This is a genomic window from Thermomonas sp. HDW16 (assembly GCF_011302915.1).
In the GTDB taxonomy this organism is placed as follows: domain Bacteria; phylum Pseudomonadota; class Gammaproteobacteria; order Xanthomonadales; family Xanthomonadaceae; genus Thermomonas.
Genome location: NZ_CP049872.1, coordinates 2,538,348 through 2,555,684, shown reverse-complemented (window position 1 = coordinate 2,555,684; position 17,337 = coordinate 2,538,348). Strand labels below are relative to the sequence as shown.

Below are 17,337 nucleotides of genomic sequence, written 5' to 3'. Positions count from 1 at the left end.
AGTGCGTCGGAAGATCGAACAGAGGCCGAAGCCTGGGCCAGCGGAAGCGGGCGAGGATCCGATGTACGCTAAGGTTTTTCATATGTGGCAACCATGATGCCGCTGCGGCGGAGCTTTGCTTCCCAGTGTGTGGCGAAGAGCATCGTGTCGAGTAGTCCGCCTACCATCATCGCCGCCCTATGGTGCTGTTGAAGTTCGTTGCGCATCATCTTTTCCCAGCTGAACCCAGCGAGGCGACCCAGAAGAATCCGGAACATGCCACGGCCGCGGCCATCGAAGATTCGATCGTCGTAGCGAACATCAAGCAATCGCAGGGAACTCTTTTCGGCATATGCAGCCAGGGTCTTCTCGGAATAGTGGTATGTGTGCCGTGGCACGTCCTCCAGGTACGCCACTCGGCCATATAGGCTTTCGGCATTCGTCACGAGAATAATCAGCTTCCCACCAGGCGCGAGCACCCGTGCAGCCTCGGTGAAATAGCTGCTGGGCTCGTGCAGGTGTTCGAAAACCGCCCACGCCATTACCAGATCGAACCATCCTTCCGGATATGCCGCCGAGTTGAACGAACCCTTGGTGAAAGATATCCGGGGATCCGCGACGCCCATCGAGAATGCATCGATGCCGTGCGCTTCGAAGTCATGCCCCCGGTCGAGCAGGAATGAGAGGAAGTCACCGCGCGCGCAGCCAATGTCCAGTACGCGCTTGCCCGTCAGCTCCGGAAGCAACGCTTGCTGCTCCTGGTATCTCGGCCAGTATGACGCGTGGTCGCGCCCGTCGTGATAACCCGTCGGATAGAAGGAGGACATTGCTGCCATCGTCGGGCGGGGATTGACGTATACCAGATGGCATTCGTCGCACTCGACGACCGGGAAGGCGTACAGACTCCCGCGCAACCAGTTGTCCGGCTTGCGATACCTCACGCGGTAGCCCGGGTTCCCGCAAAGATCGCAGGCGATGTGCTCAAGCTCCATGCAAACGCTTCCGAAGGGAGGACACGTGCTCTCGGTCGAATGCGACGATCAACGGGACATAAGTTGCTATGAAGACCGTCGCCAACACCAATGGCGCGGACGCATTGCTGACCAGTCCGCCGGAGGCCCATGCAGCCCCCGCGGCAGCCAAGGTCGCCAACACGGGTTTCAGCAGCGCGCATATCCAGATTGACAGCGGCAATCCTAGAGCGAGCCGAGCAACACCGGCTTGCAGCGCCACGCCGACAATTACCAGGGCTACCCGTGTTGCAACGAAAGCGTGGAGCCCATATCTGATCGAAACCAGGTAACCGACTAGATAAACCACCAGTGACAGCCCCATCGTCCAAGCCTCAAGGTCGGGCCGACCCATCGCCCGATAGGCTTCACCATTGGCGCCCACTACCCATGCGATGCCTTGGGAGGCAGCAAGCATGGCCAGAATCGGCGCAAGACCTTCCCAGCCCGCTCCGAACAGGGTCGTTTCGATAGGTTTACTCAGAAGCGCGATGAGTGCAGCAGCGGGGATTGATACGAGAACTACTGCTCTGGCCGTGATGGCGAGCGAGGCTGCGATCCGATCGCGTTTTTGCCCCGTGCTTGCGAACAGGCTGTAGAGCACGGGCAGCAGCGGCGCGAAAACAAGTCCGAACACCATGGCCACGAACGTGTTTCCAATCCGGTACAGGCCCATGTCGTGGATGCCCAAGTAGCGAGCCACGACGAGCGAATCCAGCCAGCCATAACACCACGCCAGCATGGCGCTCAACATCGTCCAACGCCCGAAGCCCACCAGTTGCCGCGTGGTATCCATGTCCATGCGCAGGCTAGGTCGCCAATGGCCACGCCACCAGAGGATGGCACATTGCAGTGCCTGACCCGTGACTGCGCCCGCCACCAGCGCCCAGTACCCGAAACCCGCCAATGCCATCGGGATGGAAGCAAGCGCTGGTAGCCCGGCGGTAAGAAATCGCACCCAGAACAATTCTTGGAATGCGAAGTCACGCTGCAACAACGCGACTGGAATCGCAGCCAATCCGGTCAGTGGCACTTGGATGGCCAGTACTCGGACTACTGCCTCGATCCGAGAGTCACCGAAGAAGCCCGCGATCATAGGGGCTGTACTTGCAAGCGTCAGGCCCAGTGCCAGCGAAGTGGCAAGCGAGATCCAGAATGCAGCATTGGCGCTCGCGTCCAGTGCTTCGCGCCGCTGCACGAGCGCCTTGCCCAGTCCCGCGTCCGCAATGCACTGACACAGGCTGATAACCATGGTTGCTGCCGCGACGACGCCAAAGTCTCCGGGCGTCAACAGCCGCGCGAGTACCAAGAACACCACAGGGACTATCAGGCGTGTTGCGGCCTCACCGAGGATCGACCACTTGAACGCATGCAGCACTTCTGCCCTGTGCGGAGGACGCGGATTCTGCATTGCAGGATTGGAGGGCATGCGACGTTCTAGCCACCGCCCGAGTGCGCGCGAATGAACTCCGCCCGAGTCGTCCTCAGACCATCCGATAACTTGATCAATGGTCGCCAGCCGAGCGTGAATATCCGCGACGAATCAAGTAGCTTTCGCGCCGTACCGTCAGGCCGGGATGGATCAGTCGCAATCCTGCCATTAAAGCCAATGGTGTTCGCAATCAATGTCGCCAGTTTCATGATCGAAATTTCCTCGCCACTACCGACGTTGATGATGTCTTCCCCGGAGTAGCGGTGCATCAGGAATGCGGCGGCACCGGCCATGTCGTCCACGTGCAGGAACTCGCGCAGTGGCGTGCCAGTTCCCCATATGGCAACTTCACTATCGTCGCGTTGTTTCGCCTCGTGGAATCGCCGGATCAGCGCCGGCACCACGTGCGAATTCTCGGGATGGTAGTTGTCACCCGGCCCATATAGGTTGGTGGGCATCGCGCAGATCGCGTCGAACCCATATTGCCGGCGATAGGCCTGGCACATCTTGATCCCGGCGATCTTGGCAATGGCATACCACTCGTTGGTCGGTTCCAGCGGGCCGGTGAGCAGGTACTCTTCCTTGATCGGCTGCGGGCAATCCCGCGGGTAGATGCAGGACGAGCCGAGGAACAGCAGTTTCTTCGCGCCGTGTTTCCAGGCCGAATGGATCACATTGGTCTGTATGGCGAGGTTGTCGCGAACGAATTCGGCCGGATAGGTGCTGTTAGCGTGGATGCCACCCACCTTGGCGGCGGCGAGGAACACGTACTCGGGCGATTCGCGGGCGAAGAAGGTGTCGACCGCGTGTTGGTCGGTGAGGTCGAGTTGTGCGCGCGTGCGCAGCACGAGATTGGAGAAGCCAGCTTCCCGCAGATGGCGCACGATCGCCGAGCCGACCATGCCAAGATGGCCTGCGACATAGATCTTCGAGGTGGACTGCATCCCGGTCATTCTTGTTGATGCGCCACCCGGTAGCCGGAACGTTCGACCAGCGCATCACGGGTGGCATGGGCCAGGTCGGCTTGAACCATCTCGGAGACGAGCGCATCGAAGCCAGTGCGTGGTGTCCAGCCGAGTTGTTCGCGCGCCTTGCGGGCATCGCCCAGCAGCGTATCCACTTCGGCAGGACGGAAGTAGCGGGGGTCAATAGCGACGATCTGCTGTCCGTGCTTCACCGCGGAATCCGGTGGTGCGTTGGCAACGACGCCATGTGTCTCCACTCCTTCGCCGCGCCATTCGATTTCGATGCCGAGTTCCCGTGCGGCGCGTGCCGTGAATTCGCGCACCGAATGCTGCACGCCGGTCGCGATCACGAAGTCCTCCGGTCGCGGTTGTTGCAGCATCAACCACTGCGCTTCCACGTAATCGCGAGCGTGTCCCCAGTCCCGGCGGGCATCGAGATTGCCCAAATACAGGCAATCCTGCAGTCCAAGGTGGATGCGGGCGAGGGCGCGGGTGATCTTGCGGGTGACGAAGGTCTCGCCGCGGATCGGCGACTCGTGGTTGAACAGGATGCCGTTGCAGGCATAGATGCCGTAGGCCTCGCGATAGTTCACCGTGATCCAGTAGGCGTACAGCTTGGCCACGCCGTAGGGCGAGCGCGGATGAAATGGCGTGCGCGCGGTCTGTGGCGTTTCGGTCACTAGACCGTAGAGTTCCGATGTCGAGGCTTGGTAGAAGCGGGTCTTGTTCTCCAGACCGAGGATCCGGATAGCTTCCAGCAGGCGAAGCGTTCCCATGCCGTCGGCGTTGGCGGTGTATTCGGGTGTCTCGAACGAGACCTGCACATGGCTCTGCGCGCCGAGGTTGTAGATCTCTTCCGGCTGCACCTGCTGCACGATACGGATCAGGTTGGTGGCGTCGGTGAGATCGCCGTAGTGCAGGAACAGCCGTCGGTCTTGCTCGTGTGGATCCTGGTAAAGGTGATCGATGCGTTCGGTGTTGAACGATGAGGAGCGCCGCTTGATGCCATGGACCTCATAGCCTTTCCCAAGCAGAAATTCGGCCAAGTAGGCGCCGTCCTGACCGGTTATGCCTGTGATCAATGCGCGTTTCATAGAGGGCAAGGATAGCTGGGTGCACCAAGCCTCGCTACGTGTGGCGCCGGGTGGGGCGGGTCATTGCTTTCCGGCATCGGGTGCGCTCACGGCGCGTCTCTTGACCATGCCGTTTCGTTCGATCCGTTTCGCCAGCTCAGGATAGCCTTTGGCTCTCAACTCGGCTTCGAGTTGCTTGGGGAACGGGTTATTGGTTGGAATGGCTTCAATAGCCTTCTCAAAGTATGGGATCGCCATCTCCGGCTCATTCAAGTCGTCCATGATGAAGTAGCCGAGTGCCGAAAGATCGAAAGCATCCAGCCGGGTACGCTTTACCAGTGTTGCGATCGCCAGGAGGAGCCGCTGCTTATCCAGTGCTACGCCTTTTCGGCTGTAGCTGATAAGGAGAAAGGGCGTGCGGCGATCATCGATGCTCAAGTTATCGGTTTCCAGCCGATGCTGGAAGAGATCCCAGTCGCGCGGCAAGACGTCGCCGCGAAGCGTTTTCAACACGATCAGCAACGCGGGGTTGTTGAGCGCATATGGGGCGAGATCCGTTCCCTTTGCGCATGCGTCCGCAGCGTTGTCCAAGTTCGGGTTGCCCGGTATCGCGCCGCCGCCTTGCTCAAGCTCACCTTGGCACAGGAAGGCCCAGGCGCGAGCCGAATGAGGGGCAAGTTGCGCGCTTAGGCGTGCGAATGTCATTCCGTCGCTCCATGCATGAGCACGGAGCATCGTGGTTGAAGCCAGCGCTGTCAGCAACAATATGCAGAGCACGCCTTGTGCGCGTGGCGGAAGTTGCAAACGCCTGCTTGCCTGGGCAAGCAGGCTGCCAATGGCCAATACCGCGCCGATCAGCGCGAAGTTGTTGCGGTGTTCGAATGCCAGTTCAAGGCCCACCACATTGCTGGTCACGAAATGTGCGCTGAAGAACAGGAACACCCCCAGCGAAAACAACGCATGTCGGTGGCGGATCCGCCATGCCATGAGCAACAAGCCAACGACAAGCAGGAGAGATGGCAGCGTGGTCCAGGGGATCAGAAGGCCGCGCGATGGCTGAAGCCAGTCGTAATAGAACGGCATATGTTGGGGGGCCGGCGCCACGATCTGCCAGAGGTACATGACGAGCACCCTGCCTTGGGTCAAAAGGCGTTCCAAGGTGTTGAAGTCACGGCCAGCATAGGCGGCCTGGTGCCAGTGGCCCGGTACGACAACAAGCAAGTAAACGGCCGTGCCGGCCAGGGCGGCAATCAAATAGAAGCGCTGGAACCTGCGCGACAAGGCCGTGTCGGCGGCGGCAAAGCGCAGTACGGTCAGCTCCAGTGCCAGGGTATAGGCCGGCAGCAGCGCCGAGTCCTCCTTGCAACCGATCGCCATTGCCCAGAGCAGTACGGTCAACAGCAGTCCCGACCTCCCCGAACTGCCTGCAATCTGCGCGCGTCGTGCATGCAGATACGCGATCAGCGCCAATACCAGGAACAGCGTGCCCATTGTCTGCAGGCGTTGTATCGAGTACAGAACTGAAGACACCTGGAGTGGATGGGCGGCCCAGGCCAGCGCAAGTGCGAGGGACGTCCATTTCAAGCGGGCGTCGGTTATGCCTGCAACCAGCAGGAGGCTCCTGAAGAACCATGCCAACGCGAAAGCGGTGATCGCATGAATGACGATGTTCGTCGTCTTGAAGGTTGCCGGGTCGGCGCCGCCTGCCCGCCAGTAGTCAAATGCAAAGGTCAGTGTCGGTAGAAGCCGGGTGTTCCCGGACAGTTGCGACGCGGCCGCAGCCCTGGACAGGCCCTCGACACTCAACTCGGAGAGATGGATGCCGGGGTTGTCGACGATGTTGGGGATGTCGTCGAAAATGAAGCTGCCAGGTAGTCCAGGCAGGAACGGCAGGCATGCGAGAAATGCAACCAACAGGCTGAGGAACAGGAACCTGCGGTTGTCTGGCGGCATGTCGGTTTGCACGGGTGGGCAACAAGTCACCGATTATCGGTGAAGTAGCGGCCCGCTGTGTGCAGCTCCGCCGTTAGACTGCTGGATGGTTTGCGGCGTCAAAGGCTTCGGCAGTGAAGGGGAAGGAACGAGCGTCAGTTAAGTGCGCAGCTGGCGGTGTTCATGTCGCAAGTGGTGGTTCTGGTGCCCGGGGACTTGGGGCTGGCCGTGATATCGGTATCGATGTCAGTCGCCGTGTCGATCGAGGTGCAAGCGCCCAAAATTGCGGCCGTTGGAGTGTCCTGATTGTATATTGCCGAGAGTGCGAACCTTGCATAGTTCGTCGCTTCGGCAAGACAGGCATTCTCTGCCGAACGGATCCGGTAGCTGTTGTACGCAGGCAGTGCAATGGCGGCCAACAGGGCGATGATCGCCACCACGATCATCAGTTCGATCAACGTAAAACCCGCGTCGTTGCTGCGCATGATGTCGTCCCCTCGTGTATGAAGTGCCACTACACCTGAATGCGGAGCAAGTTCCGGGCCAGAAAGGGCGCGCGCGGCGCTTGATTGTTGGAATCTGGATGCCCATCACGTATTGGACATCAGTTCGCCTGCCGTGCCGTGGCTGGCTTGTATCGCAAAAAGAAAACCCCTCGCGAAGAGGGGCTTTCAGAACAACCTTTTCGCGAAACTATTAGACGTGGGTAACCGTGCAAGTCGCGTTGGTCGAATCGCAGCTCACGCTACCGGTACCCGGAGTCTTCGGCCCGAAGGATCCCGGAGTGACGCCAGAAGCATTGGTAGCAGGAGTAGCGCAAGCCGCTGCAGTCCAGGCCGGAATGCTCATCTGGGCGAACGAGGCAGCCACCCACGAATTGGTGTAGGCCTTGGCCTCGGCCAGGCAGGCGTTGTCGGCCGAACGGATGCGGTAGTTGTTGTACGCCGGCAGCGCGATGGCGGCCAGGATGGCGATGATCGCAACCACGATCATCAGTTCGATCAGGGTGAAGCCTTGCTGGTTCTTCATGGTGTATCCCCTAGGAGTTGGTGTGATTCACGTGCTTCATGGGTGCCGCTGTTCGGTCCCTCGGCAGCCGTGCCCTGAAGACACGTGCGAAAGGTATAACGCAGGATGCGTGCCAGTACAGGACAGAGTTCAAAGAATCGTTTTTTTGCCGAAACGGCGGTGTTCTTGCCTTTCTTGGAAAAAATTTCTGACGCTCAAGGTCAGATTTTGACATAAAACGTCACGGCTGTCGGCTTTGCTGATCTTGACGCAGGTGAAGCCGCGTGTAGTCGTGCGCGTCGCGGCGGGTTTATTCGATCCCCAGCTTCTTCAGCTTGTAGCGCAGCGCGCGGAAGGTGATGCCCAGCTGCGCGGCGGCCTTGGTCTTGTTGTAGCGGTTGTCGGTCAGGGCCTGCTCGATCGCCTTGCGTTCGATTTCCTCGATGAAACTGGGCAGGGCGCTGGTGGCGGATTCGCGTGGGTCGATCAGGCTTGGGTCCAGTTGCGCGGCCGCGGCCTGGGCGGGAATGCTGGGCCGCATCTCCGGCAGGCGTAGGTCGGCGGCACGGATGCCGTCGTCATCGGCCAGGGCGAAGGCGCGCTCCAGGATGTTCTCCAGCTCACGCACGTTGCCGGGGAAGTTGTAGCGGGCCAGCGCTTCCACGGCATCCGCATGCAGTTGCGGCTTGACCCGATGCTGGGCGGTGGCAAGGCGGGCCAGCACAGCATCGGCGAGCAACGGCAGGTCTTCGCGGCGTTCGCGCAGCGGCGGCACCCGCAGCTCGATCACGTTGATGCGGTAGTACAGGTCATGGCGAAAGCGGCCCTCATCGACCAGCGCGCTCAGGTTCTTGTGGGTGGCGGACAGGATGCGTACGTCCACCGCGATTTCGGCATTGGCGCCCACTGGGCGCACGGATTTTTCCTGGATCGCGCGCAGCAGCTTGACCTGCATCGGCAGTGGCAGCTCGGCCACTTCGTCCAGGAACAGGGTGCCGCCCTCCGCCGCCTGGAACAGGCCTGGCTTGTCCGCGTGGGCGCCGGTGAAGCTGCCCTTCTTGTGGCCGAAGAACTCGCTTTCCATCAATTCGGCCGGAATTGCGCCGCAATTGACCGGTACGAACGGGCCTGCGGTGCGCGCGCCCTCTGCATGGATGGTGCGCGCGACCAGCTCCTTGCCCACGCCGGATTCGCCGGCGATGTAGACCGGCGCCTGGCTGCGCGCGACCTTGGAGAGGGTGGTGCGCAGATCATCCATGGCCGGCGAAGCCCCGAGCAGGCGGGGTGCGGCGGGATCCGGGGCCGTTGTCGGCGATTTGCGCGAGTCGCTGCCCAGCTTCAAAGCATGCTGTACCAGACCCCGCAGCACGCTGAGATCCACCGGTTTGCTGACGAAATCGAAGGCGCCAGCCTTGAGCGCGCCGACCGCGGCATCCTGGTTGCCGAACGCGGTGATCATCGCCACCGGGGTTTCCGCATACAGCTGGGCGATTTCACGCACCAGATCCACGCCGGAACCATCGGCCAGGCGCATGTCGGTCAGGCATAGCGCATAGCGGTTCTGCCGCAGCATGGCACGGGCATCGGTGAGTGAGGAGGCGGTGTCGCAGCGCAGTCCCATTCGCCCCAGGGTCAGCACCAGCAGTTCGCGAATGTCGCGCTCGTCATCGACGATCAGGGCGCTGGCCTGGGTGCTGCGGGCAGGGGCTGTCATGGATTCACGATAGCGCGTTGCCGCGCAGCGTCCAAGTGCGACGTGATGCGGCTATCGCATCGCTTTGAGCGGGGGGTCAGGCCGTGGTGATGGCGCGTGCGCCGGGTAGGTGGATGCGGAAGCAGGCGCCGCCCCCGGGGATCGGCACGAAGTTCAGACTGGCCTGATTGGCCAGGCACAGCTCGCGGGCGATGTAGAGGCCAAGCCCGGTGCCTTCGCCGGAGGTAGTGAAGAAGGGGCGGAACAGCTGCCGGGCCACGGTTTCCGGGATGCCCGGGCCGCGATCGGTGACATCGAGCACAGGATTGCCGTGCTCGCCGGTATAGACGCGGATGCCGACCCGTGCCGGTTCGCCCGGCAGGCGGCCGTAGACCAATGCGTTGTGCACCAGCACGGTGACGACCTGTTGCAACTGGCGCCGGTCGACCATGGCGACCAACGGCGCAGTGGCGGAGGCTTCCAGTTGGTCGTCGTTGAGGGGGTGACTCTTGCGATAGTCGTCGGCGAAGTGGTGGACGAAGGCGGTCAGTTCCACGTGGTCGGGCCGCGCCTGTTCACGCCGGGCCAGGCCGAGCACGTTCTCGACGATGCCATTCATGCGCATGGTCTGCTGGTAGATGATCTCCAGCAGGCGGCGATCGGCTTCCGGAATCTCGCGCGACTCTTCCAGCAGCTGCGTTGCATAGCTGATTGCCGCCAGCGGGTTGCGGATCTCGTGCGCCAGGCTGGCGGAGAAGCGGCCCAGCGCAGCGAGGGTCAGGGATTCGGCGCGACGTACAACCTGTGAGGTGTCGTCCAGGAAGATCAGCGCCTGGTCGTCTTCGGCCAGCAGGCGTGCGAAGCGCGGTTGTACCTCGGGCAGGTCGGGCGCCAGCTGCAGGGGCTTCGGATCCGTGTCTCCGCTTTCGCGCCAACGCTTCAAGCGCGCGGCAAGTTGTGGTGCCGCCAGCAACAGGTCGCGCCGGCCTTCGGTAAATCCACCCAGCTGCACCATTGCCGCCTCGTTGGCGAGCTTGATCTCGCCGGCGGCGTCGACCAGCAGGACGCCGGTCTGCATGCGCCGGATGATCAGTTCGTTGACTTCGGCCAGGCTGGCGACCTGGCTGCCGCGCCGTTCGGCCAGGGCCTCGCTGGCACGCATTTGCCGGCCAATCTGGTTGGTGAGGGTGGCCATCGCCACATAGCTGACCGCGAACATCAGCACCTCGGCCAAGGGGCGGGTGGCGCTCTCGCCACCCAGCAGGCTCCAGAGGTACTCGCCGACCAGTGCGATGGAGGCGGCGACCGCCATGCCCAGGCCAAGCCGGATGGGCAGCAGGAACGCCGCGGCGCCGACGTTGAACAACAGCATCATGGCAATGCCGGCGCTGGATTGGGGCAAGGCATGCATGGCCAGTGCCGCAGCGGCGATGTCTAACGCGGCGCCCAGCAAGGTCTGCGTGCGGATGTCTCCGTGGCGGCCTGCTGCAAACAGTGCGATCGCACCAATCAGGTAAGCGATCGCCACCCCTTGGCCGAGTAGCAGGTGGCGCGGCTCACCCATCAAGGCGCCCACCGGACTGAACAGCACCAGGCACAGCACCGCCGCCTCGAAGATCCGGTACAGGGTGAGTAGGTAGAGCTCGCGCCGGATCGCTTCCCGGGGGGCCATGCTGGCGGCGGTATTCGACATTGGCCGGAAGTATGCGGGATGCCGGCATGCGGCGGCGCAACACGCTAAAATGCCGGTTCTACCCGCGCCCAGCCTGTTTGCTGGCGAACGCGGCGATCCGTCCTCTTTCCCGGGTGACCCATGAATTTCCACGAATACCAGGCCAAGCAGCTGTTTGGCGACTACGGCATCAACGTTCCCGCCGGGCAGGTTGCCCATTCCCCCGACGAGGCGGTGACCGCCGCCAAGGCGATCGGTGGCGATTTCTGGGTGGTCAAGGCGCAGATCCACGCCGGCGGCCGCGGCAAGGCCGGTGGCGTGAAGCTGGCGAAGACCCTGGACGAAGTGCGCGACTACGCCAAGGCCATGCTGGGCACCAAGATGGCGACCTACCAGACCGCCGGTGTCGAGTTGCCGGTGGATTCGGTGCTGGTCACCCAGGCCACCGATATCGCCAAGGAGCTGTACCTCTCGGTGCTGGTCGACCGCGCCACCCAGACCGTGACCTTCATCGCCTCGGCGGAAGGCGGCATGGACATCGAGCAGGTCGCGCACGAGAAGCCGGAAGCCATCAAGACGCTGCACGTGAACTACGTGCAGGGCCTGCAGCCCTACCAGACCCGCGACCTCGGTTTCGCGCTGGGCCTGAACGCCAAGCAGGTCGGCCAGCTGTCGAAGATCATGCTGGGCCTGTTCAAGCTGTTCAACGACAAGGACCTGGCGCTGGTTGAACTGAACCCGCTGGCGATCCTCACCAACGGCGACCTAGCCGTGCTCGACGGCAAGATCAATTCCGACGACAACGCCAACTTCCGCCATCCGGACCTGGTGGCGATGCGCGACACCCGCCAGGAAGACGAGACCGAAGTGCTCGCCTCCAAGTACGACCTCAACTACGTGACCATGGACGGCAACATCGGCTGCATGGTCAACGGCGCCGGTTTGGCGATGGCGACGATGGACGTGATCAAGTTGAACGGCGGCGAGCCGGCCAACTTCCTCGACGTCGGCGGCGGCGCCAACAAGGAGAAGGTCACCGAAGCGTTCAAGCTGATCCTGCGCTCGCCGACGGTGAAGGCGATCTTCGTCAACATCTTCGGCGGCATCGTCCGTTGCGACATGATCGCCGAGGGCATCATCGCCGCGGTCAAGGAAGTGGGCGTCAAGGTGCCGGTGATCGTGCGCCTGGAAGGCACCAATGTGGATGCCGGCAAGGAACTGCTGAAGAACTCCGGCCTGGCCATCACCCCGGCCGACGACATCAACGATGGCGCGAAGAAGGCGGTTGCGGCCGTCGCCAACGCCGCCTGATCCACACCTTCGAGGAATCCGAAATGGCAGTTTTGATCAACAAGAACACGAAGGTGCTGGTGCAGGGCTTCACCGGCTCGCAGGGTACCTTCCACGCGCAACAGATGCTCGACTACGGCACCAAGGTCGTGGGCGGCGTCACTCCTGGCAAGGGCGGTACCCAGCACCTGGGCCTGCCGGTGTTCGACACCATGGAACAAGCGGTCAAGGCGACCGGTGCCGATGCCTCGGTCATCTATGTGCCGCCGCCGTTCGCGGCCGACGCGATCCTGGAAGCGGCTGATGCCGGCATCAAGGTCATCGTCTGCATCACCGAAGGCATCCCGGTGCTGGACATGATGCGCGTGAAGAACACGCTGAAGGGCTACCCGGGCACCGTGCTGGTCGGCCCGAACTGCCCCGGCGTGATCACCCCGGGTGAGTGCAAGATCGGCATCATGCCGGGCCACATCCACATGCCGGGCAAGGTTGGCATCGTCTCGCGCAGTGGCACGCTGACCTATGAAGCGGTCAAGCAGACCACGGATGCCGGCCTCGGCCAGAGCACCTGCATCGGCATCGGTGGCGACCCGATCAACGGCACCAACTTCATCGACGCGCTGAAGCTGTTCCAGGAAGACCCGCAGACCGAAGGCATCATCATGGTCGGCGAGATCGGCGGTTCGGCCGAGGAAGAAGCGGCCGAGTACATCAGCAAGCACGTGACCAAGCCGGTGGTCGGCTTCATCGCCGGCGCCTCCGCGCCGAAGGGCAAGCGCATGGGGCATGCCGGTGCGATCGCCTCCGGTGGTCAGGGCACGGCTGAAGGCAAGTTCGCCGCGATGGAAGCGGCGGGCGTGACTACGGTGAAGTCGCCGGGTGACCTGGGGGCGGCCATCGCCAAGCGCCTGGCCAAGTAATTCGGAGCGGCTGCGAAGGCGTGATCGGGCTCGCCCAGCCAGTGCTCGGAGGCTCACGTACTCAAGTACGCTTCGCCTCCTGCGCGCCGGCTGCGCGTCCCGCTGACGCCTTCTCGCTCGCTCCGAACCTCGCTTACAGCGAGTAGCATCGAAGGGCCGCCGCATGCGGCCCTTCGCATTTTTCGAGGATGCATCGATGACGCAAACGCTCCGCATCGCGATGGCGCAGTTCGATTTCCCGGTCGGCGACGTGGCCGGCAATCGCGAGCGCATCGCGCGGATGATTGCCGAGGCGCGCGACGAATACGCAGCGGACATCGTGTTGTTCCCGGAACTGGCGCTGTCCGGCTATCCACCGGAAGACCTGCTGTACCGGCCCTCGTTTCTGCGCGATTGCGAAACCGCGTTGAACGAGATCGCCGCGAACGTGCGCGGCATCGTTGCCGTAGTCGGCTGGCCGCAGGCGGCGGGCGCGGTGGTGTACAACGCGGCCAGCGTGCTGCGCGATGGCGGTATCGAACAGACCTACCGCAAACGCGAACTGCCGAACTATGCGGTGTTCGACGAACGTCGTTATTTCGACGTGGATCCGGATCGCGACGATTGCGTGTTCGAGGTCAAGGGCACGCAGGTCGGCGTGGTGATCTGCGAAGACTTGTGGTTCGCCGAGCCGATTGCTTCAACCGTGGCGGCGGGCGCGCAACTGGTGCTGGTACCGAACGCCTCGCCATTCGAGCGCGACAAGCATGCGCAACGCGATGCCTTGCTTGCGCAGCGCGTGGGCGAGACCGGCGCGGCGATTGCGTATCTCAACGTGGTCGGCGGACAGGATGCGCTGGTGTTCGATGGTGCATCGGTGGTGGCCGATGGCGATGGCACTGTGCATCCAGCCGCAGCGGCATTCACCGACCAGTGGTTGGTGGTCGATTTCGATCCGGCATCGCGCCGTTTCGCGCCGGTGAAGTGGATCGAGGATGGTGATGAAAGCCGCGACGCGCTGGCCTGGCGCGCGGTGGTGCGCGGCACTCGCGACTACTGCCACAAGAACGGCTTCAAGCAGGCGTGGCTTGGCCTGAGCGGCGGCATCGATTCCTCGCTGGTGCTGGCCATCGCCGCCGATGCGCTGGGGCCGGAGAACGTGACGGCCGTGCGCATGCCCTCGCGTTACACCGCGGACATGTCCAACGACCTCGCGCAGGAACAATGCGATGCGATGGGCGTGAAGCTGATCGCGCTGCCCATCGAAAAACCCTTCCAGGGCTACCTGGACACGCTGGCCGAGACCTTCGCCGGCAAGCCGGTGGATACCACCGAGGAAAACCTGCAGTCACGCGCCCGTGGCGCGCTGCTGATGGCGCTCTCCAACAAGTTCGGCGGCCTGCTACTGACCACCGGCAACAAGAGCGAGTACGCAGTGGGCTACGCGACGATCTATGGCGACATGTGCGGCGGCTACGCGCCGATCAAGGATCTGTACAAGACCGAAGTATTTGCGTTGTCGCGTTGGCGCAACACCGTTGGTGATCGGGTGATTCCGGAAGCGGTGATCGAGCGTCCGCCGTCGGCGGAACTGCGCGAAAACCAGAAAGACCAGGACTCGTTGCCGCCGTACGACGTGCTGGACGCGATCCTGTTGCGCTACGTGGACCAGGAGCAGTCGCGCGAGGAAATCGTGGCGGCGGGATTCGATGCCGCTACCGTGGACCGAGTGCTGAAATTGGTGCGTATCGGTGAATGGAAGCGGCATCAGGCTGCGCCCGGGCCGAAGGTCAGCCGCCGCGCGTTCGGTCGCGAGCGGCGCTATCCGATTACCAATGGCTATCGCGGATGAGCCTGAATGCCGTCGGCGTGCAACCGGCCGCATTGATCCATTCCATCATTGCGCGATGCGCGGCTGGCGGGTCGACCGGCACACACCGCGATCGTAGTCACCGGTGTGGCGCAGGACGGCATCGGCCTGAGGCTCCACGCGGTGCCCCGTCAGCAGCGATGCGACCACGCGTTCGATCAGGCCATCCAGCCGGGTGACGATGTAGCAGGGCACGTCCGGTTCCGCATGCGGCAGGCCCACGCCGCTGTCGTCGGTCAGGAAGATGTAGCGGCTCTGGGTGAGGGCGGCCATCGAGCGCATCAGGTACTGGGCTTCGTCGGCCACGCCGCTGGCGGCAACCGGCACGATGTGCACGCCACGCGCGCGCAATGCCCGCGCCTGTTCCCATGCTTCGTCGGCGAGTTCGTCGTGCGGCGGTGCATCGGCGACATGCAGCATCACCTTGGTCGCATCCTTGCGCCAGTCGAAGCGATTGGCGTCGGCGAAGGCGCGATCCACGGCTTCGGGATAATCGCCACCGCCGTCCGCGCGCTGTTCGCCCAGTTGGCGGCGCAGGTCGGCCAAGTCGCGGGTGAAGGCGACGGTGCGGGTGACGTACTCGTCGCCCTGGTCGCGGTACACCACCAGCCCGACGCGGATGTCGGTGCCCGTGCGGATGCGGCGCAGGGAGGCGATGATGCTGTCCAGCTCGGCCTGCAGGTAGCGCAGTTCGTCGCCCATGCTGCCGGTGGTGTCGATGGCCAGCAGCAGGTCGAGTGCGGCTGGTGCGTGACCGGCGATGGGTAGTTCGACCGTCAGCGTGCGGTCGCTTCCGAGCCGCGCCAGGTCGACCGTGCGCTGCACGCTTGGCGATCCTTTCGCATCCACGCTGAACTGCAGGCGTTCGGGTAGTTCGTCCAGCGACGGGAAAAACACGGCAGTGCCATTGGCGGCAGTTGGCAGGCGCAGCGTGTTGCCTCGGTTGTCGATCGTTGCGACGTCGGCGAAGGCGACCGGTTGGCCATCCCTGCCGGTCACGCGAATCTTCACCGGCGTGCGCGTATCGACGAAGGGCAGCCCGGTCTGGGCATGCTCCTGCAGGTAGTGCTCGGCGTAACGCGCGTACTGGCGTGGATTGAGCAAGTCGTCGTAGTCGCCGGCAGTCAGGGTGCCGGATTGCGCCTGTTGTCGTGCTTCTTCGCGTTCCGATTTGCTGGTGGCGGTCGCTTTTGTCTCGCTGCTTGCGCGCATGCGGCTGCCGCTGATGGCAATGGCATCCAGCGAGGCACTTGCGGCTGCGGCCGGGGCCATCAATCCAACGGGCGCGGGTGGCGCCGGTGGAGGCACTGATTTCGCCACGGCTTCATGGGCGATGTTGGCGGCGACCGCAGTGGCGGAGGCATCCGCCTCGGAAACCGTTTCGCGGTGCATGGAACAACCGCCCAGCAAGATCGCGGCGACGGTGAGCGATAGCAGGCGGGCGGGAAGGTACGCGGTCATCGGTGGCATCCTGTGCGGTAGGCAGCATGGGGCCGGCGTGTGTGCCGGGGCTGTCTTCCACGAACGCGGGGCGGGCCAAAACGGGGTTGAACGAAAAAGGCCGGAGCGAATGCCTCGCTCCGGCCTTGCGGATGCCCAGCCTGTCGGCAGGATTACTTACTTGTCGCCGCCGAACGGATTCAGGCGGTTGTAGAAGCGGTTGCCGCGCGGCCAGTGACCGGCCAGCCACGGATGCTGCGGGTCGTTCTGTTCCAGCACGCGCCGCGCATCTGCGGCCAGAACGGTATTGCCGAGGCGGGTGTAAGACTCGCCCAGGATCGCCACCGCATCGTTCTGGTATTCGCTTTGCGGATAGGTTTCCAGCAGGTAAGTGGCGCGATCGGCGGCGGCCACCCAGGCGCCGCGGCGCAGGTAGTACAGGCCGGTGTTGAGCTCGAAGCGGGCGAATTCGTTGCGCAGGAACACCATGCGCTGGCGCGCATCGGCGGCATAGGCGCTGTTCGGATAGCGCGTCGCCACCGTGTTGAAATCGTTGTAGGCCTGCTGCGGCGCCTGCAGGTCGCGGTTGCTCATGTCCAGCTTGAAGGCCCTGGACAGGAACACCGTGTTGCGCGCCATGTTGGACAGGCCGCGCAGGTAATAGAGATACGCGATGTTCTTGTGGGTCGGGTAGGTGCGGATGAAGCGGTCGATGGTGGACACCGCGTCGTCGTGCTTGCCGGCTTTGTACTGCGCATAGGCCTGTTCCATCATGGCCTGTTCGGTGTACGGACCATACGGATATTGCGCGACCAGGCGGCTCCAGGTCTCGCTGGCGCCACTCCAGCGCCCGCTTTCCATGTAGCCATGCGCCTTGTCGTACAACTGGCTGACCGGCAGGCCTTCGTTCTTGTCCTCGTCCTTGAACATGCCCTTCATCCGGGCGCAGCCGCTGCCGGCGACCAGAGCGATGAGGGCAATCACGAACACGGGGCGCAGCAGGGAAGAACGCAGGGTCATGGGCATCGAACGGGCGCCGGAGGCATGAAGGGCGGATAATAACAGCCCGATGCT

The 17,337-nt window shown here is 63.1% G+C and carries 14 protein-coding genes; 3 read left to right on the top strand and 11 right to left on the bottom strand.

Translation table 11 applies throughout. The features are described 5' to 3' along the window. Positions 1-68: 68 nt before the first annotated feature. The 9 genes from G7079_RS12120 to G7079_RS12080 all read right to left on the bottom strand — a co-directional run bounded on the left by G7079_RS12120 (position 69) and on the right by G7079_RS12080 (position 10,785). Positions 69-971, bottom strand: coding sequence for a class I SAM-dependent methyltransferase (locus G7079_RS12120; protein WP_166057550.1), 903 nt, complete (start codon positions 969-971; stop codon positions 69-71). After that, positions 961-2,400: a lipopolysaccharide biosynthesis protein gene (locus tag G7079_RS12115; RefSeq protein WP_166057549.1), complete on the bottom strand. Its 1,440-nt coding sequence runs from the start codon at positions 2,398-2,400 to the stop codon at positions 961-963. Before G7079_RS12115 ends, G7079_RS12120 begins: the two co-directional genes overlap by 11 nt. Before the next feature lie 26 nt (positions 2,401-2,426). After that, complete coding sequence (locus tag G7079_RS12110; RefSeq protein WP_166057548.1) at positions 2,427-3,365, bottom strand: GDP-L-fucose synthase; 939 nt, start codon at positions 3,363-3,365, stop codon at positions 2,427-2,429. A 5-nt stretch (positions 3,366-3,370) separates the two neighbouring features. Further along, entirely contained in the window at positions 3,371-4,480 is a 1,110-nt protein-coding gene (gene gmd / locus G7079_RS12105; protein WP_166057547.1) for a GDP-mannose 4,6-dehydratase, read from the bottom strand. A 60-nt stretch (positions 4,481-4,540) separates the two neighbouring features. Further along, positions 4,541-6,412, bottom strand: a complete 1,872-nt coding sequence (locus G7079_RS12100; protein ID WP_166057546.1) for a hypothetical protein — start codon at positions 6,410-6,412, stop codon at positions 4,541-4,543. Positions 6,413-6,546: 134 nt separating this feature from the next. Next, the gene (locus tag G7079_RS13480) at positions 6,547-6,876 is read right to left on the bottom strand and encodes a prepilin-type N-terminal cleavage/methylation domain-containing protein (RefSeq protein WP_166057545.1); all 330 of its coding nucleotides are present in this window, start codon (positions 6,874-6,876) and stop codon (positions 6,547-6,549) included. Positions 6,877-7,087: 211 nt separating this feature from the next. Next, on the bottom strand, positions 7,088-7,420 hold the full coding sequence (locus tag G7079_RS13500) for a prepilin-type N-terminal cleavage/methylation domain-containing protein (RefSeq protein ID WP_166057544.1): 333 nt from the start codon (positions 7,418-7,420) through the stop codon (positions 7,088-7,090). 289 nt (positions 7,421-7,709) lie between these two features. Beyond that, the gene (locus tag G7079_RS12085; RefSeq protein ID WP_166057543.1) at positions 7,710-9,113 is read right to left on the bottom strand and encodes a sigma-54 dependent transcriptional regulator; all 1,404 of its coding nucleotides are present in this window, start codon (positions 9,111-9,113) and stop codon (positions 7,710-7,712) included. A gap of 76 nt (positions 9,114-9,189) precedes the next feature. Beyond that, positions 9,190-10,785 (bottom strand): ATP-binding protein, encoded by a 1,596-nt coding sequence (locus tag G7079_RS12080; RefSeq protein ID WP_166057541.1) that lies wholly within the window; start codon positions 10,783-10,785, stop codon positions 9,190-9,192. Positions 10,786-10,905: 120 nt separating this feature from the next. On the opposite strand from G7079_RS12080, the gene sucC reads away from it, so the two are divergent. The 3 genes from sucC (at position 10,906) to G7079_RS12065 (ending at position 14,805) form a co-directional block, all read left to right on the top strand. Next, the gene (sucC, locus tag G7079_RS12075) at positions 10,906-12,075 is read left to right on the top strand and encodes an ADP-forming succinate--CoA ligase subunit beta (protein WP_166057540.1); all 1,170 of its coding nucleotides are present in this window, start codon (positions 10,906-10,908) and stop codon (positions 12,073-12,075) included. Positions 12,076-12,098: 23 nt separating this feature from the next. Then, complete coding sequence (gene sucD, locus G7079_RS12070) at positions 12,099-12,974, top strand: succinate--CoA ligase subunit alpha (RefSeq protein WP_166057539.1); 876 nt, start codon at positions 12,099-12,101, stop codon at positions 12,972-12,974. 196 nt (positions 12,975-13,170) lie between these two features. After that, the gene (locus tag G7079_RS12065; protein WP_166057538.1) at positions 13,171-14,805 is read left to right on the top strand and encodes an NAD+ synthase; all 1,635 of its coding nucleotides are present in this window, start codon (positions 13,171-13,173) and stop codon (positions 14,803-14,805) included. A 45-nt stretch (positions 14,806-14,850) separates the two neighbouring features. On the opposite strand, the gene G7079_RS12060 is transcribed toward G7079_RS12065, so the two are convergent. Together G7079_RS12060 and G7079_RS12055 are read right to left on the bottom strand one after the other, a co-directional pair. After that, positions 14,851-16,284, bottom strand: coding sequence for a vWA domain-containing protein (locus G7079_RS12060; RefSeq protein ID WP_166057537.1), 1,434 nt, complete (start codon positions 16,282-16,284; stop codon positions 14,851-14,853). A gap of 156 nt (positions 16,285-16,440) precedes the next feature. Beyond that, positions 16,441-17,283 carry an outer membrane protein assembly factor BamD gene (locus G7079_RS12055; protein ID WP_166057536.1) on the bottom strand — a complete coding sequence of 281 codons (843 nt, stop codon included), beginning with the start codon at positions 17,281-17,283 and terminating at the stop codon, positions 16,441-16,443. Positions 17,284-17,337: the final 54 nt, after the last annotated feature.

Coding starts and splice junctions, on each gene's coding strand:
- G7079_RS12120 (WP_166057550.1), bottom strand. CDS start 971: ATGGAGCTTGAGCACATCGCCTGCGATCTTTGCGGGAACCCGGGCTAC.
- G7079_RS12115 (WP_166057549.1), bottom strand. CDS start 2,400: ATGCAGAATCCGCGTCCTCCGCACAGGGCAGAAGTGCTGCATGCGTTC.
- G7079_RS12110 (WP_166057548.1), bottom strand. CDS start 3,365: ATGCAGTCCACCTCGAAGATCTATGTCGCAGGCCATCTTGGCATGGTC.
- gmd (WP_166057547.1), bottom strand. CDS start 4,480: ATGAAACGCGCATTGATCACAGGCATAACCGGTCAGGACGGCGCCTAC.
- G7079_RS12100 (WP_166057546.1), bottom strand. CDS start 6,412: ATGCCGCCAGACAACCGCAGGTTCCTGTTCCTCAGCCTGTTGGTTGCA.
- G7079_RS13480 (WP_166057545.1), bottom strand. CDS start 6,876: ATGCGCAGCAACGACGCGGGTTTTACGTTGATCGAACTGATGATCGTG.
- G7079_RS13500 (WP_166057544.1), bottom strand. CDS start 7,420: ATGAAGAACCAGCAAGGCTTCACCCTGATCGAACTGATGATCGTGGTT.
- G7079_RS12085 (WP_166057543.1), bottom strand. CDS start 9,113: ATGACAGCCCCTGCCCGCAGCACCCAGGCCAGCGCCCTGATCGTCGAT.
- G7079_RS12080 (WP_166057541.1), bottom strand. CDS start 10,785: ATGTCGAATACCGCCGCCAGCATGGCCCCCCGGGAAGCGATCCGGCGC.
- sucC (WP_166057540.1), top strand. CDS start 10,906: ATGAATTTCCACGAATACCAGGCCAAGCAGCTGTTTGGCGACTACGGC.
- sucD (WP_166057539.1), top strand. CDS start 12,099: ATGGCAGTTTTGATCAACAAGAACACGAAGGTGCTGGTGCAGGGCTTC.
- G7079_RS12065 (WP_166057538.1), top strand. CDS start 13,171: ATGACGCAAACGCTCCGCATCGCGATGGCGCAGTTCGATTTCCCGGTC.
- G7079_RS12060 (WP_166057537.1), bottom strand. CDS start 16,284: ATGACCGCGTACCTTCCCGCCCGCCTGCTATCGCTCACCGTCGCCGCG.
- G7079_RS12055 (WP_166057536.1), bottom strand. CDS start 17,283: ATGACCCTGCGTTCTTCCCTGCTGCGCCCCGTGTTCGTGATTGCCCTC.